15 protein-coding genes are annotated in these 13,610 nt (G+C 71.8%); 6 read left to right on the forward strand and 9 right to left on the reverse strand.

Annotation, left to right across the window (positions count from 1 at the left end; translation table 11 throughout):
- The first annotated feature begins 2 nt into the window (after positions 1–2).
- Entirely contained in the window at positions 3–929 is a 927-nt protein-coding gene (locus tag NW895_RS04780; protein WP_289933984.1) for an oxidoreductase, read from the forward strand.
- A gap of 114 nt (positions 930–1,043) precedes the next feature.
- Positions 1,044–1,745, forward strand: a complete 702-nt coding sequence (locus NW895_RS04785) for a VOC family protein (protein WP_289933985.1) — start codon at positions 1,044–1,046, stop codon at positions 1,743–1,745.
- Between the two features lie 84 nt (positions 1,746–1,829).
- Here the strand turns inward: NW895_RS04785 and NW895_RS04790 are convergent, their stop codons facing one another.
- Entirely contained in the window at positions 1,830–2,657 is an 828-nt protein-coding gene (locus NW895_RS04790; protein WP_289933986.1) for a maleylpyruvate isomerase family mycothiol-dependent enzyme, read from the reverse strand.
- 145 nt (positions 2,658–2,802) lie between these two features.
- Here NW895_RS04790 and NW895_RS04795 point away from each other — a divergent pair, with 145 nt between their 5' ends.
- The gene (locus tag NW895_RS04795; protein ID WP_289933988.1) at positions 2,803–3,264 is read left to right on the forward strand and encodes an excalibur calcium-binding domain-containing protein; all 462 of its coding nucleotides are present in this window, start codon (positions 2,803–2,805) and stop codon (positions 3,262–3,264) included.
- 157 nt (positions 3,265–3,421) lie between these two features.
- On the opposite strand, the gene NW895_RS04800 is transcribed toward NW895_RS04795, so the two are convergent.
- The 5 genes from NW895_RS04800 to NW895_RS04820 form a co-directional block, all read right to left on the reverse strand.
- Positions 3,422–4,192, reverse strand: coding sequence for a glucose 1-dehydrogenase (locus tag NW895_RS04800; protein ID WP_289933989.1), 771 nt, complete (start codon positions 4,190–4,192; stop codon positions 3,422–3,424).
- A 71-nt stretch (positions 4,193–4,263) separates the two neighbouring features.
- A complete protein-coding gene (locus NW895_RS04805; RefSeq protein ID WP_289933991.1) occupies positions 4,264–4,848 on the reverse strand; it encodes a TetR/AcrR family transcriptional regulator in 585 nt (194 codons plus the stop codon).
- A gap of 46 nt (positions 4,849–4,894) precedes the next feature.
- A complete protein-coding gene (gene nirD / locus NW895_RS04810; RefSeq protein WP_289933992.1) occupies positions 4,895–5,245 on the reverse strand; it encodes a nitrite reductase small subunit NirD in 351 nt (116 codons plus the stop codon).
- The gene (nirB, locus tag NW895_RS04815; protein WP_289933993.1) at positions 5,242–7,851 is read right to left on the reverse strand and encodes a nitrite reductase large subunit NirB; all 2,610 of its coding nucleotides are present in this window, start codon (positions 7,849–7,851) and stop codon (positions 5,242–5,244) included. The genes nirD and nirB overlap by 4 nt, the downstream gene beginning before the upstream one ends.
- The gene (locus tag NW895_RS04820; RefSeq protein WP_289933994.1) at positions 7,851–9,077 is read right to left on the reverse strand and encodes an FAD-dependent oxidoreductase; all 1,227 of its coding nucleotides are present in this window, start codon (positions 9,075–9,077) and stop codon (positions 7,851–7,853) included. The genes nirB and NW895_RS04820 overlap by 1 nt, the downstream gene beginning before the upstream one ends.
- 194 nt (positions 9,078–9,271) lie before the next feature.
- Here NW895_RS04820 and NW895_RS04825 point away from each other — a divergent pair, with 194 nt between their 5' ends.
- Both NW895_RS04825 and NW895_RS04830 read left to right on the forward strand, forming a co-directional pair.
- Positions 9,272–10,054: a TSUP family transporter gene (locus tag NW895_RS04825; RefSeq protein ID WP_289933995.1), complete on the forward strand. Its 783-nt coding sequence runs from the start codon at positions 9,272–9,274 to the stop codon at positions 10,052–10,054.
- A gap of 181 nt (positions 10,055–10,235) precedes the next feature.
- On the forward strand, positions 10,236–10,643 hold the full coding sequence (locus NW895_RS04830) for a helix-turn-helix domain-containing protein (RefSeq protein ID WP_289933997.1): 408 nt from the start codon (positions 10,236–10,238) through the stop codon (positions 10,641–10,643).
- Here the strand turns inward: NW895_RS04830 and NW895_RS04835 are convergent.
- On the reverse strand, positions 10,581–11,201 hold the full coding sequence (locus tag NW895_RS04835; RefSeq protein ID WP_289933998.1) for a class F sortase: 621 nt from the start codon (positions 11,199–11,201) through the stop codon (positions 10,581–10,583). The genes NW895_RS04830 and NW895_RS04835 overlap by 63 nt on opposite strands.
- 106 nt (positions 11,202–11,307) lie before the next feature.
- Positions 11,308–11,826, reverse strand: coding sequence for a hypothetical protein (locus NW895_RS04840; RefSeq protein WP_289934000.1), 519 nt, complete (start codon positions 11,824–11,826; stop codon positions 11,308–11,310).
- A gap of 274 nt (positions 11,827–12,100) precedes the next feature.
- Here NW895_RS04840 and NW895_RS04845 point away from each other — a divergent pair, with 274 nt between their 5' ends.
- The gene (locus tag NW895_RS04845) at positions 12,101–12,685 is read left to right on the forward strand and encodes an NAD(P)H-dependent oxidoreductase (protein ID WP_289934001.1); all 585 of its coding nucleotides are present in this window, start codon (positions 12,101–12,103) and stop codon (positions 12,683–12,685) included.
- Positions 12,686–12,878: 193 nt separating this feature from the next.
- On the opposite strand, the gene NW895_RS04850 is transcribed toward NW895_RS04845, so the two are convergent.
- The gene (locus NW895_RS04850) at positions 12,879–13,607 is read right to left on the reverse strand and encodes an HAD-IA family hydrolase (RefSeq protein WP_289934002.1); all 729 of its coding nucleotides are present in this window, start codon (positions 13,605–13,607) and stop codon (positions 12,879–12,881) included.
- Between the last annotated feature and the right edge of the window lie 3 nt (positions 13,608–13,610).

A 13,610-nucleotide genomic window follows, 5' to 3' on the forward strand; every position in this document is an offset into this window, starting at 1 on the left:
CCATGTCCGGCTGGAACACGAGCGACATCCCCGACCAGGGCGGACGCACCGCCGTCGTCACCGGTGCCAACAGCGGGATCGGGTACGTCACGGCGCGGGAACTGGCCCGCAAGGGGGCGCGGGTGGTGCTCGCGTGCCGGAGCAGGACGCGGGGCAAGGCGGCCCTGGACCGGCTCACCACCGAAGTGCCGGGCGCCGAAGCGGAGTTGCGTCTGCTCGACCTGGGCGACCTCACCTCCGTACGGGAGTTCGCGAGCGGGCTCCCGTACGAGCGGCTCGGTCTGCTGGTCAACAACGCCGGGGTGATGGCGCTGCCGTACGGCACGACGGCGGACGGGTTCGAGACCCAGTTCGGCGTGAACCACCTGGGGCACTTCGCCCTCACCGGCCTGCTGCTGCCCGCGCTGCTCGCCGCGCCGGACGCCCGGGTGGTGACCGTGTCCAGCGGGATGCACGCGCTGGCCAACGTCGACCTCGCCGGCCCGGGCAGCGGCCGCCGGTACCGGCGTTGGGTCGCCTACGCCGGCTCCAAGTCCGCCAACCTGCTGTTCACGCACGAGCTGGCGCGCAGGCTGGCGGCGCGGGGCGCGGACGTGGTGGCGGCCGCGGCCCACCCGGGGTACGCGGCCACCAACCTGCAGACCGCCGGGGTGCGGATCGAGGAGCGCACCATCGCCGAGCGGTTCATCCAGATCGGCAACCGGGTCGTCGCCCAGTCGGCCGAGGCGGGCGCGCTGCCGATCCTGTACGCGGCGACCGCCCCCGGCGTACGGCCCGACTCCTTCACCGGCCCGTCCTTCGCGATGTGGCGCGGGGCGCCCGCACCGTCCTGGCGGGCGCCCTGGACCGTCGACGACGCGATGGGCGAACGGCTGTGGACCGTCTCCGAGCGGCTGACGGGCGTGACGTTCGACGCGCTGAAGGCCTGAGGGGCCCTGCAGCGGCACGGCCACCGCGTCGAACGTCGTCTCCTGTCCCGCTTCAGGTGATGGGCGCCAGGAATTCGACAGCCACAGTGGTCAAAATTGACTACTGTGGGCGGCATGGCCGAGAAGACGATAACGATCCTGCCGTGCCGGACCCTCCAGCCCGTGCTCGACTTCTACACCGCTCTCGGATTCGAGGTGACGTTCCGGCAGCGGAGCCCCAACCCGTACGCGGTCGTCGAGCGCGGCGGCATCCACCTCCAGTTCTTCGGGCTGAAGCAGTACGAGCCGGCGCACTCGATCAGTACCTGCTACGTCATCACCGATGACGTCGACGGGCTGTACCAGGAGTTCCGGGCCGGTCTCAAGGCGGCGTACGGGAAGATCCCGACCCGCGGACTGCCGCGTATCGGGCCGCTGAAGGACATGTCCTACGGCATGCGGCAGTTCCTCATGACGGATCCGGGCGGCAACTGCATCCGCGTGGGCCGGCCGACGAGCGATGACATGCACCACCGCCCCGCCCCCGAGGAGACCTTCGCGCGGGCCCTGCATCACGCGTCCCTCCTCGCGGACTCGAAGGAGGACCCGGCAGGCGCGGCGAAGATCGTCGACCGTGCGCTGGGCCTCGACGAGGAGAGGCCGACGCCCGTGCAGCTGCTCCAGCTCCTGGTGCTGCGCGCGGATGTCGCGGGGCGGCTCGGGGACGAGGAGACGAAGGCGTCCGCGCTCACCCGGGCCGCGGAGATCCACCTCACCGCCGAGGAACGCAACGCGGCCGGGGACGCCCTCAGGCGCCTGGAGGACTTGCGGGCCTAGGCACCACTGTCGTGTGGATCAGGCCGGCCGTGAGGTGCGGTGCGGTGCAGCCGAGCGACGCCGGGATGATCCGAACGACAGTGCCTAGTACACGACGGACACGATCCGGCACGCGGCTTCGGCGAGCCGGTGGTCGCCGTGGAGGTCGGCGAGGGGGAGGGCGGTGGCCGGGGTGATGCCGCGTGTGCACAGCCGCCAGGCGGTCTCCGTGTCCAGCCGCACGGTGGCCGCCGGCCGGCCTTCGGGCGGTTCGGCCAGGGACCAGCGGTCCGAACCGGCGGTCACCGTCCAGGTGCCGCCTCCCGGGCCGACGACCGTCAGCGCGACCTGGGTGCCGGCGGGTGCCGCCGTGTCGCGCAGGGTGTGCGGCAGGGCTCGCATGAAGGTGTCCAGGACCAGGGACAGGGCACGCGGTTCGAGGTCCGTGGCCCGGCCGACGGCGTGGCGGATCTGCTGGCGGTGGGTCCAGTACTCGGTCAACTCCCGTGCGCTGTCCAGCCACATCGGTGACGGATCGACCCCGGCCCAGGACACGCCCAGGGACGGCGCGTCGAGGTCCACGTTCTCGAAGTGGTGCACCAGCTCGGCCCCGGCCCGCTCCAGGGCGTCGACGAGCGCGCCGGGGGCGACGTCTCGGTGGAGGTCCACCCATTCCTGGTTGGCACGGTGGATGAACGCCTCCAGCGTCTCTCCCGGAGCGAACACGGGCGGCGGCTCACGGCGGCCGAGGCGTGCGAGGTGATCGCCGAGGACATGAGCGGCGACATCGTGCACGGTCCAGCCCGGCACCGCCGCCCTGCCCCACTCCCCGGGCTTCAGGCCACGCAGCAACCCGAGCAGCGCGTCCAGTTCCTGCCGGAACAGGGGGCGGGCGTCGATGGGGTCGCCGAGCCAGGAAAGATCGGTAGCCATTGCTCAAGCCTCCCCGGACAGCGGGCGACCGTGCTCCGTCGGCGATGACGGTCTTCACATGACCATCACGGAATGGTCACCTTCCTGCCATCTCCGGCCGGTCGGCCTTACGGTCATCCCCTCACGCACGACCTGGGGGGACGACATGACCGATCCGTACACCGCACCGCCCGTGCCGCAGCCCATCCGCCCGGCCCCGCGGTGGGCGCGCAAGCGCTACGTGCTGCCGGCCCTCGGCCTGGCCTTCTTCCTCGGCGTCGGCGCCGGAGCCGGCGACCGGGACGGAACCAGGACGGACCCGAAGCCGCTGGCCGCCAAGCCGCGGCCGACCGTCACGGTCACCGCCACGACCACCGCGACGCCACCGGCGCAAGAGCCGGAACCGGCGCCCACGGTGACGGCCACGAAGACGGTCAAGGTCACCAGAACGATCACCGCCGCTCCCGCGGTCGGCGGCGGCTCGGGCGATGACGACGACGGGGGCGACGTCTTCTACGCCAACTGCAGCGAGGTCCGAGCGGCCGGCGCCGCCCCCATCCGTCGTGGTGAGCCCGGATACGCCTCCCACCTGGACCGCGACAACGACGGCGTGGCCTGCGACACCTGACGGGCGGAGGCTTCGGCACCGCCGTGTGCGCGAGCGCCGTGGGTGTGGCTGCAGGACCGGCGGGTTGCCCGCCGAGACCGTGCGCGGGGCGACGGACGAGCGGGGGTATCGCGCGGGAGGTGGCCGCGACGGGCCGGCCCGGCTGTTCGTCCGGTGGTCAGGCGGTCTGGCCGCCGTCCACCACCATGTCGGTGCCCACCACCGACGCCGCGTCGTCCGACGCCAGGTAGAGCACCGCCGCCGCGACCTCCTCGACCGCGGACACCCGGCCGAGCGGGACGGTCGCCTTCATGCGTTCCGCCCGGTCGGCCTCCGCCTCGCCCGGTCGCAGCGACATGGAGGTGTCGGTCGCGCCCGGGCTGACCGCGTTGATGCGGACGCCGTCACGGATGTGGTCGCGGGCGGCGCCCCTGGTGAGCGTGGAGACAGCGGCCTTGGTGGCGGCGTACGCGGCTGCTCCGGGGTGGCGGGTGTGCATGCCGAAGGTGGAGGCGATGTTCACGATCGCGCCGCCGGCCGGCTGGGTGCGCATCCGGCGGATCTCGGCCTGCAGGGCGAGGAAGACACCGGTGACGTTGATGGCGAGCTGCGTGTGCCAGTCCTCTTCGGGGAGATCGGCCAGCGGGCTGCCGCCGCGGAACACGCCCGCGTTGTTGACCGCCACGTCGAGCGAGCCGAAACGGTCGACGGCGGTGTCGACCAGGGCCTGCACGTCGGCGGCCCGGGAGACGTCGGCGGTGACGGCCAGCGCCTTGCCGCCCGCCTGCTCGATCAGGGCCACCGTCTCGTCGAGCGGCTCCCGGGTGCGGCCGGCCGCGACCACGTTCGCGCCCTCGGCCGCGAACGCGAGCGCGACGGCCCGTCCGATGCCGGAGCCGGCGCCGGTGACGAGGGCTGTCCTGTCGGTGAAGCGGGCGGTGGTGGTCATGGTCTCCCCTTTTTCTGACCGATCGGTCCAGTATCGTGGCACATAAAAACGCCCCTCGCGTGAAGGGCGTTTCAGTCGAGCAGAGCCAGCGCCTGCTCCGCCGCGTCCCGCACCCGGGCCGGGTCGCCGGACGCCTTGCCGACGACCCGCAGGCCCTGCAGCAGCACCAGCAGCATGCGGGCGAGGGTGAGCGGATCGCGGTCGCCGGGCAGTTCGCCCTGCGCCTGCGCGCGGACCAGCGCCGAGTGCAGCACGGTCTCCAGCTGGTCCCAGTTCCGCTCGACCCGCCGTGCGGCGGTCGCGTCGTGCGGGGCGAGCTCGCTCGCCGTATTGGTGACCAGGCAGCCGTTCAGGCGCAGTTGCGCGTCGGCGGCCTCGGCGGCGTAACGCCGTACGACCGCGCGGACGGCCGGCAGGGCCGGCCCCGGCTGGGACAGCTCCCGCACGATCGGCGGGAGCCCTGCCCGGTCGTAGCGCTCCAGCGCCTTCAGGTACAGCTCGTGCTTGTTGCCGAAGGTGGCGTAGATGCTGGCGCGTCCGATGCCGAGATGCTCGACGAGGTCGGACATCGACGTCGCCTCGTAGCCGCGCTGCCAGAACAGCTCCAGGGCTGCCTGCAGCGCGGCTTCGGGATCGAACTCCTTGGTTCTGGCCACGTGGCGCAGACTACGTGCGTCCAGAACGACCGGTCAAGAAAACCTCTTACGCGGCCCGCACCTCGTACGCCGCCACCCGCACCGCCTCGTCGTCCAGGCACTGCCCGGAGACCAGGTCGAAGCGCTGCTTCAGCAGCGGGGAGGCCACGAACGGGCGGCCCTGGTGGGTGCCGGTCAGGCCGCGGGACAGGACCGCGGCGCCGGTGAACGGGTCACGGTTGTCGATCGCGTACAGCGAGCCGTTGCGGTCCCGGAAGAGGGCCACCTGGCGGCCGTCCGGCAGCAGGGCGGCCACCCCGCGGCCCGGGAGCAGCGCGCTCAGGTCGCAGACCGGGAACCAGCCGTCCGTCAGCTGCAGTTCAACCTTCAGATCGGTCGTCTCGATAGCCAGGGTCATCGCTGGGCGCTTCCTTCCAGGGCGGCTTCCTTGGATTCCGTGGGCCGCATGCCGATGGTCAGCAGCGGCAGGTCGGGCTTCATCTGGTCGCGCTCGGGCACGAAGGCGACCACCGGGTCGGGGGTGTCGGGCGCGTTGACGAAGGACACGAACCGGGCGAGCTTCTCGGGGTCGTTGATGGTCTCCGCCCACTCGTCGCGGTAGTGCGCCACGTGCGCGGCCATCAGGGACTCCAGCTCCTCGCAGATGCCGAGCGAGTCGTTCACCACGACGTCCCGGACGTGGTCCAGGCCGCCGGGGATCCGCTCCAGCCAGGTGGAGGTGCGCTCCAGGCGGTCGGCGGTGCGGATGTAGAACATCAGGAACCGGTCGATGAGGCGGATCAGTTCCTCGTCGTTCAGGTCCTGTGCGAGCAGGTCCGCGTGGCGCGGGGTCGCGCCGCCGTTGCCGGCGACGTACAGGTTCCAGCCGTTGGCGGTGGCGATCACGCCGAAGTCCTTCGACTGGGCCTCCGCGCACTCGCGCTGGCAGCCGGAGACCGCCGACTTCAGCTTGTGCGGGGAACGCAGGCCCCGGTACCGCAGCTCCAGGTCGATCGCCATGCGGACGGAGTCCTGGACGCCGTACCGGCACCAGGTCTGCCCCACGCAGGACTTCACCGTGCGCAGCGACTTGCCGTACGCGTGGCCGGACTCGAAGCCGGCGTCCACCAGCCGGGCCCAGATCAGCGGCAGTTGCTCGACCCGCGCGCCGAACATGTCGATCCGCTGACCGCCGGTGATCTTCGTGTAGAGGCCGAAGTCGCGGGCGATCTCGCCGATCACGATCAGCTTCTCCGGGGCGATCTCGCCGCCGGGGATGCGGGGCACGACCGAGTACGAGCCGTTCTTCTGCAGGTTGGCCAGGAAGTGGTCGTTGGTGTCCTGCAGGGCCGCCTGCTCACCGTCCAGGACGTAGCCGCTCGCGCCGATCGTCGGGGCGAGGGAGGCGATGATCGAGCCGACCGCCGGCTTGCAGACCTCGCAGCCGTCGCCGCCGCGTGCGCCCTCGCGGCCGTAACGGTCCAGCAGGTCCTGGTAGGAGTTGATGCGCAGGGCCAGGACGATCTCGTACAGCTCCTCACGGGTCTGCGAGAAGCAGCCGCACAGGCCCTTGTCGACCTCGACGCCGCTGGCCTCCAGCTCGGCGTTGACGAGCTGACCGAGGACCTTGACGCAGGAGCCGCAGCCGGTGCCGGCCTTGGTGCACTTCTTGACCTCGGGCACGGTGGTGCACTTGTGCTCGGTGACCGCGCCGCGGATCGTGCCCTTGGTGACGTTGTGGCAGGAGCAGATGACCGCCTCGTCCGGCAGCGCGGACGGGCCGAGCTGGGCCGGGGCGCCGGCGCCGGCGGGCAGCACCAGGGACTCGGGGGAGATGGGCGGGACGGAGCCGGTGAGGGCGCGCAGGGTGCCGTACGCCTCCGCGTCGCCGACCAGGATGCCGCCGAGCAGCGTGCCGTCGCGGCCGATGACCAGCTTCTTGTACAGGCCCGCGCGGGAGTCGGAGTAGACGACGTCCAGGCAGTCCTCGGTGGTGCCGTGCGCGTCACCGAAGGAGGCGACGTCCACGCCGAGCAGCTTCAGCTTGGTGGACAGGTCCGCGCCGGTGAACTGCGCCTCGTCCTCGGCGATGGTGGCCGCGGCCGTCTCGGCCTGCTCGTAACCGGGGGCGACCAGGCCGTACACCCGGCCGTCGGCGGCCAGCGCGCACTCGCCGATCGCGAACACGTGCGGGTCGGAGACCGTGCGGCACTGCTCGTCGACCGTGATGCCGCCGCGCTCGCCGACCGCCAGGCCGCAGTCGCGGGCCAGCTGGTCACGGGGGCGGACACCGGCGGAGAACACCACCATGTCGGTGGCCAGTTCGGAGCCGTCGGACAGCTTCATGCCGGTGACGGCGCCGTCCTCGCCGACCACGATCTCCTGCGTGCCCACGCCGGTGTGCACGGTCAGGCCCATGTCCTCGATGGTGCGCAGCAGCGCCGCGCCGCCGCCCTCGTCGACCTGCACCGGCATCAGACGCGGTGCGAACTCCACGATGTGGCTGGTGAGTCCGAGACCCTTCAGCGCGCCCGCGGCCTCCAGGCCCAGCAGGCCGCCGCCGACGACGGCGCCCGTCGTGGCCTTGGTCTTCGCGTACTCCTCGATCGCGAGCAGGTCCTCGATCGTGCGGTAGACGAAACAGCCCGTCGCGTCCTTGTTCGGCACCGGCGGCACGAACGGGTACGAGCCGGTGGCCAGGACGAGGACGTCGTAGTCGACGACCAGCCCGGAGCGGGCGGTCACCTTCTTCGCCTCACGGTCGATCGTCTCCGCCGGGTCCCCGACGTACAGCTCGATGCCGTGGTCCTTGATGAACTGCATGTCCGTCATGGACAGGTCCTCGGGCGTCTTCCCCGAGAAGTAGGAGGTGAGCTGGACGCGGTCGTAGGCCGGACGTGGCTCCTCACAGAGCACGACCACGCGGTGCGTGGCGGTCAGGCCGCGCTCGGCGAGCGCTTCGAGGAAGCGCTGGCCGACCATGCCGTGGCCGACGAGCACGATCGTGGGGGTGTCCTTGGACATCAGGAGCCTCCGTCGTTGGTGAGCAGGTGGAGCAGGGGGCCGCCGTCAGAGGGGAGCGGCTCTGCTCCCTCCCAGGCGCGCGCGAGCGCGCCGACGGTGCCGAGTTCGCCGACGAGGACCCCGCCGACCAGGCGGTCGTCGCGGACGACGACCTTGCGGTAGGTGCCACGGGTGGCGTCGGCGAGCTGGACGACGTCGTCGCCCGGCAGCGCCTCGGTCTCGCCGAACGCGGCGAGGTCGAAGGGGCTGTCGTGACCCGTGAGCGTGAGCCGGGTCAGGGAACGGGTGCCGGTGTAGCGGGCTGCCGGGCTGTCGGCGTCACCGGCGAGCAGCTCGGCCAGCGCGTCGGCCTGTTCCAGGGCCGGGGTGGCGAGCCCGTACAGCGTGCCGTTGTGCTGGGCGCAGTCCCCGATGGCGTGGATGTGCGGGTCGGAGGTGCGCAGCTCGTCGTCGACGACGATGCCCTTGCGCACGTCCAGGCCGGCGGTCTGGGCGAGCCCCACGCGCGGGTGGACGCCGCAGGCCAGGACCACCAGGTCGGCGTCGAGGGCGTACCCGTCGTGCATCTCCACCGAGCGGACCGCGCCGCCGACGCAGCGCACGTCACGTACCCGGCACTCGGTGTGCACCTCGACGCCCAGGTCCTTCAGGTGCCGCTTGACCAGCTTGGAGGCGGCCGGGTCGAGCTGCCGCTCCATCAGCCGCTCGGACTGCTGGGCGAGCACGACCTGCGCGCCGCGCACGGCCAGCGCGCGGGCCGCGGACACGCCGAGCAGTCCGCCACCGATGACGACCGCCCGCACGCCCGGCCGTACGGCCTTGGACAGGCCCAGGCAGTCGTCCATGGTGCGGAAGGCGTGCACACCCTCGGGAAGTACGTGGTCGGGGGTGAACAGGCCGCGCAGGGGCGGCAGGACGGGGTTGGAGCCGGTCGCGAGGACCAGCGTGTCGTAGGCGATCGTCGAGCCGTCGGCGCAGCTCAGGGTCCGCTCGGCGCGGTCGATGCCGGTCACCCGGGCGCGGGTCAGCTCCGCGGGCTCCGGCAGGGCGATCACGTCGGGGCTGTACCGACCGGCCAGCACCTCGGCGAGCAGGACCCGGTTGTACGGGCGGTGCTCCTCATCGCTGATCAGCGTGACGGGCGTGCCGAACTCACCGAGCCGCCGGGCGAGACGTACGCCCGCGAGGCCGGCGCCGATCACCACCACACGCGTATTCGAGGTCATGCACTTGAGCGTGCGGTGCCGGTGTTTCCCGGCAGCATCACCTTTGTTTCCCGAGAGGAACGCTGCCCTCAGCGAGGGTGCGGGGCGGATGTGAGGGTTCGGGACGGGCGCCGGGGGCGCGTTGTGAGGCGGGACGGCCGGGCGCCGGGTTCCGTGCAGGCGGCATCGTCTACGACCGGGATACAGTCGCGATCATGCCCGACATACCGCTGACCATGGTCGCCCTGCTCTGCCTCGCGGCGCTCGCGGCCGGCTGGATCGACGCCGTGGTCGGCGGGGGCGGGCTCCTGTTGCTGCCGGTGCTGCTGCTCGGGCTGCCGGCCGGCACGCCGGCCGCGCACGCGCTCGGCACCAACAAGGCGGTCGCCATCGTCGGCACGACCGGCGCGGCGGTGACCTACGCCCGCAAGGCCCCGGTCGATGTCGGGACGGCCGTGCGCATCGGGCTGGCCGCCCTCGCCGGATCGTCGGCCGGGGCGTTCTTCGCGGCCGGCATGAGCACGGACGTGCTCAAGCCGGTGATCATGGTGGTGCTGCTCGGGGTCGCCGCCTTCGTGATCCTGCGCCCCGCCTTCGGCACGGCCCCCGCGACCGGCCCGGCCACCCGCCGCCAGGTCCTCGCGGCGATCGGCCTCGCGGGCCTCGGCATCGGCTTCTACGACGGGCTCATCGGGCCCGGCACCGGCACGTTCCTCGTCCTGGCGCTCACCGCCGTCCTCCACCTCGACCTGGTGACCGCCTCCGCCACCGCCAAGATCGTCAACTGCTGCACCAACGCGGGCGCGCTCGCCATGTTCGCCTGGCAGGGCGCCGTGCTGTGGCAGCCGGCCGCCCTGATGGCCGTGTTCAACCTGGCGGGCGGCACCCTCGGCGCGCACACGGCCCTGAAGAAGGGCAGCCGCTTCGTGCGGCTCGTGCTGCTGACGGTCGTCTTCGCCCTGGTGGCCGATCTGGCGTACGAGCAGTGGCTGGCCTAGGCCCTGTCGTTTGGATCAGGCCGGCCGTGAGGTGCGGTGCGTGCCAGACCCCGCGACGCCGGGATGATCCAAACGACAGGGCCTGGCGGTATCGGGGGGAGCGCGGGGCGTACGAGGCAACTGTTCTGTCAGTGCCGCCGTCTAGGCTCGTCGCAGGCAGCAGGAGAGGGGGACGACGGGTATGGGGACGACGCGGCGGCCGGGTTCGTACGTCTGCGGGGTCGACGCGGCGATCGACGTGATCGGGGGCAAGTGGAAGACATTCATCATCTGGGAGCTGTCCCTGCGTCCGTGCCGCTTCGGTGAGCTGCGCCGGCAGGTGCCGGGGGTGACGGAGAAGGTGCTCGCCGCGCAGCTGCGGGAACTGGAGGCGGACGGCATCGTCCACCGGGAGGCGTACGACGAGGTGCCGCCGCGCGTGGAGTACTCGCTGACACCGCGCGGAGCCGCCCTCAACGAGGCGCTGGTCCCGCTGGAGGCGTGGGGCAAGGCGAACATCATCGCCGGTCCGCCGGCGCCGCACGGTTCAGCGGCTGCCGGTGAGATGCGCGAAGACGACGACGTTGCCCTGATAACCGGTGCTTCGTGAGTAGTCCCCGCCGCAGGTGATCACCCGCAGTTCGGGCCGTCGGGCCGCCCCGTACACCTTCTCGTCGGGGAAGTCCTCGGCGGTGTACGCCTCGACCGCGTCCACCGTGAACACCGCCACTGTGCCGTCGCGCCGGTGCACCTCCACGGTGCTGCCCTTCTTCAGGGCGCCGAGGTCGTAGAAGACGGCGGGACCGTCGGCGTTGTCGACATGCCCGGCGACGATCGCGGTGCCCGTCTCGCCGGGCGTGGAACCGGCCTCGTACCAGCCGGCGAGGTTCTCCCGCGCGGCGGGCGGCACGTCGAGGCCGCCGCCCGGGGTGAGGCCGAGGCCCGTCAGCGGGGCGTCGACGCGGATCGACGGGATGCGGATGCGGTCCGGCGGGGCGGCGGGCAACGTCGGGGCTGCGGGCGGCTCGTGGTCCTGCCCGGAGCGGGCCTGCGCGGCGGACGGCTGCGGCGGGGCGTGCGTCCCGGCGCCGTCCACCAGCAGCCAGGCGCCGCAGCACAGGGCGGCCACGGTGACGGCCGCTGTGGCGGTGGTGCCGACCCTGCCCATGACGACCCTCTCCTCGAAGGCCCCTGCCCCTCCGGGCCGAGAGGGGCGTCGGACCCGGAGGGGAGGGGAGTTGCGGTACCGGCGGACGGACAGCGGAGGGTGTCCGTCAGATCCCGCCGCCTCTCGCCCGGCGATGCAGGAGCCAGGTACCGCCCGCGGCGGCGACGGCGAGGGCCGCCACACCGGCCGCGGTCTGTACGGGGTCGGGACCCAGAGCGCCCCCGACCCCCGTCTTCACGCTTCCTCGCGGATGCACCCGTTCCTGGAGGGGCGTCAGCGTGACCACCAGGTCGCCGGTCACCCGCCGACCGCCCTCGGCGCAGGTGACGGCGATCTCGTACGTCCCCGGATGCGCGCTCGGCGGCACCCGGAACCGCCCGGTCGCCCCGCCCTCGTGCGCGCTCGGCGCCAGGGCGAAGGCACCGGCGCCCACCGCGCTGGCGTCACCCGCCGCCGTACCGCCGTCGCCGCAGGCCGCCGTGCTCACCGTGACGGGGCCGCCCGGCACGACCGAGGAGGGGAACATCTCCAGGCCGTCGGCGTCCACCGCGTGGGCGGACGGGGTGAGACCGGCGATGGCGACGGCGAGCGCGGCGGCGGCCGGCAGGCGGGCGGTGCGTCGCATCGGTGCTCCTTCGGGGTCGCGTACCTGCCCTTCCGAGGTAAGTGGCACCGGGCCCCGCGCGCTTCCTGAAGGTGTGTCAGAAATGGTGTGAACGGGTGGCGGACGTGCGGCCCGGACGCCGACCGACGTGCCATTTCAGCAGGTCAACGGCTGGTGGAGGGTGTGTCGCGGAAAGAACCCGAAGGGGGCGGGGCGCGCGGGTGAACGGGTGACCCGGGGGCTCCGCGGACCGACGCTTGACCTCAATCAAAGTTGAGGTAGCAGGCTGTCCCGCATGCAGACCACGCCATCACCCCTTCACGTCACCGTCGTCGTCGGCAGCAACCGCCACGGCCGCTTCGGCTCCGTCGTCGCCGACTGGCTCCTCGGCCACGTCCGGGACCGGGACGACCTGGTCCCCGAAGTCGTGGACGTCGCCGAGACGGACCTGCCCACGACCTTCGCCCGCACCCCGGAGGCGACCGCAGCACTGGCCGAGATCACCCCGAAACTCGCGGGCGCCGACGCGTTCGTCGTGCTCACCCCCGAGTACAACCACTCGTTCCCGGCCGGCCTGAAGAACCTCATCGACTGGCACTACGCCGAGTGGCGCGCCAAGCCGGTCGCCCTCGTCTCCTACGGCGGCATCTCCGGCGGCCTGCGCGCCGTCGAACACCTCCGCCAGGTCTTCGCCGAACTCCACGCCGTCACCGTCCGCGACACCGTCTCCTTCCACAACGCGGGCGCGTCCTTCGACGACGCGGGCCGGCTCAAGGACCCGTCGGGACCGGACGCGGCGCTGAAGACGATGCTGGATCAGGTGGTGTGGTGGGGGGAGGCGTTGCGGGAGGCGCGTGGGAGGCGGCCGTATGCGGGGTGAGGCGGCCCGGTGAACAAGCCGGTCTGGCTGTCGTGGTCCGGCACCGGCACCAGGGGTTCCCGGTTCCCTCTACCGCCACTTCGGTTCTGACCCCGCCGCTGCACCGGCTGGATTCGGCACATCACCCTGCCCATGCCGGCGCATGCCTTCCTGGCCGTCATGTCCGTCGACGCCGCGGCAGAGAAAGTGAGACTCATGTCCGGCCCTGCGCCCGAAGCCGTTGATCCGCGGCCAATCGGCCGACCGCCTCTTCGAAGGTGCAGTCGGCCAGAGACGGAATCACCAGATCAGCCTGGGACAAGTCCATGTCGGACGTGAGCTTGTTCGGGACGGCTATGCACAAGAGCCCTGCCAGCTTGGCCGCGCGGATGCCGTTGGGGGAATCCTCGACGGCAAGGGCAGCCTCAGGAGGCACTCCCAGCGCCGCACATGTTCTCAGGTAGAGGTCAGGCGCAGGCTTGCCCGGGATTCGTGGCCCAGCGCATGAGATGGCCGTGAAGCTGTCGGACACGCTCAGACGGCGCAGGTTGCCCAGGACCCACTCGGACGGAGAGCTGGAGGCCACACCAAGCAGCACCCCCTGTTCGCCCGCGTCTCTCAGCCAATTCGTCACTCCCGGCATGACATTCTCCTGCGCACAGAGCTCTCTGCTCCGCTGCACTCGCCAGCGCCGGGCCTCGTGTTCGTCTATCTCCGGACAATACTTCAATAGGTTCGGCATCAAGTCACGGTTCAGCGACGAGCCGATTCGCCGCTTCCACTCGACGAGCGATGGAGGCGGACATCCATGGTGGGCAAACAGATCCATCCACGACTGAAGCAGTGATGTCTCCGTGTCCACAATGACACCGTCGAAGTCGAACACTATGGCTCGGACAGCGATACCGTCGCCCAACGACCTCGCTCTGATGTCGGGTTTCATGCT

This window comes from Streptomyces sp. S.PNR 29 (genome assembly GCF_030386795.1).
In the GTDB taxonomy this organism is placed as follows: Bacteria; Actinomycetota; Actinomycetes; order Streptomycetales; family Streptomycetaceae; genus Streptomyces.

Excerpts from the sequence above, each read along its gene's own strand:
- NW895_RS04780 (WP_289933984.1), top strand. The coding sequence starts at position 3 with ATGTCCGGCTGGAACACGAGCGACATCCCCGACCAGGGCGGACGCACC.
- NW895_RS04785 (WP_289933985.1), top strand. The coding sequence starts at position 1,044 with ATGGCCGAGAAGACGATAACGATCCTGCCGTGCCGGACCCTCCAGCCC.
- NW895_RS04790 (WP_289933986.1), bottom strand. The coding sequence starts at position 2,657 with ATGGCTACCGATCTTTCCTGGCTCGGCGACCCCATCGACGCCCGCCCC.
- NW895_RS04795 (WP_289933988.1), top strand. The coding sequence starts at position 2,803 with ATGACCGATCCGTACACCGCACCGCCCGTGCCGCAGCCCATCCGCCCG.
- NW895_RS04800 (WP_289933989.1), bottom strand. The coding sequence starts at position 4,192 with ATGACCACCACCGCCCGCTTCACCGACAGGACAGCCCTCGTCACCGGC.
- nirD (WP_289933992.1), bottom strand. The coding sequence starts at position 5,245 with ATGACCCTGGCTATCGAGACGACCGATCTGAAGGTTGAACTGCAGCTG.
- nirB (WP_289933993.1), bottom strand. The coding sequence starts at position 7,851 with ATGTCCAAGGACACCCCCACGATCGTGCTCGTCGGCCACGGCATGGTC.
- NW895_RS04820 (WP_289933994.1), bottom strand. The coding sequence starts at position 9,077 with ATGACCTCGAATACGCGTGTGGTGGTGATCGGCGCCGGCCTCGCGGGC.
- NW895_RS04825 (WP_289933995.1), top strand. The coding sequence starts at position 9,272 with ATGCCCGACATACCGCTGACCATGGTCGCCCTGCTCTGCCTCGCGGCG.
- NW895_RS04830 (WP_289933997.1), top strand. The coding sequence starts at position 10,236 with ATGGGGACGACGCGGCGGCCGGGTTCGTACGTCTGCGGGGTCGACGCG.
- NW895_RS04835 (WP_289933998.1), bottom strand. The coding sequence starts at position 11,201 with ATGGGCAGGGTCGGCACCACCGCCACAGCGGCCGTCACCGTGGCCGCC.
- NW895_RS04840 (WP_289934000.1), bottom strand. The coding sequence starts at position 11,826 with ATGCGACGCACCGCCCGCCTGCCGGCCGCCGCCGCGCTCGCCGTCGCC.
- NW895_RS04845 (WP_289934001.1), top strand. The coding sequence starts at position 12,101 with ATGCAGACCACGCCATCACCCCTTCACGTCACCGTCGTCGTCGGCAGC.
- NW895_RS04850 (WP_289934002.1), bottom strand. The coding sequence starts at position 13,607 with ATGAAACCCGACATCAGAGCGAGGTCGTTGGGCGACGGTATCGCTGTC.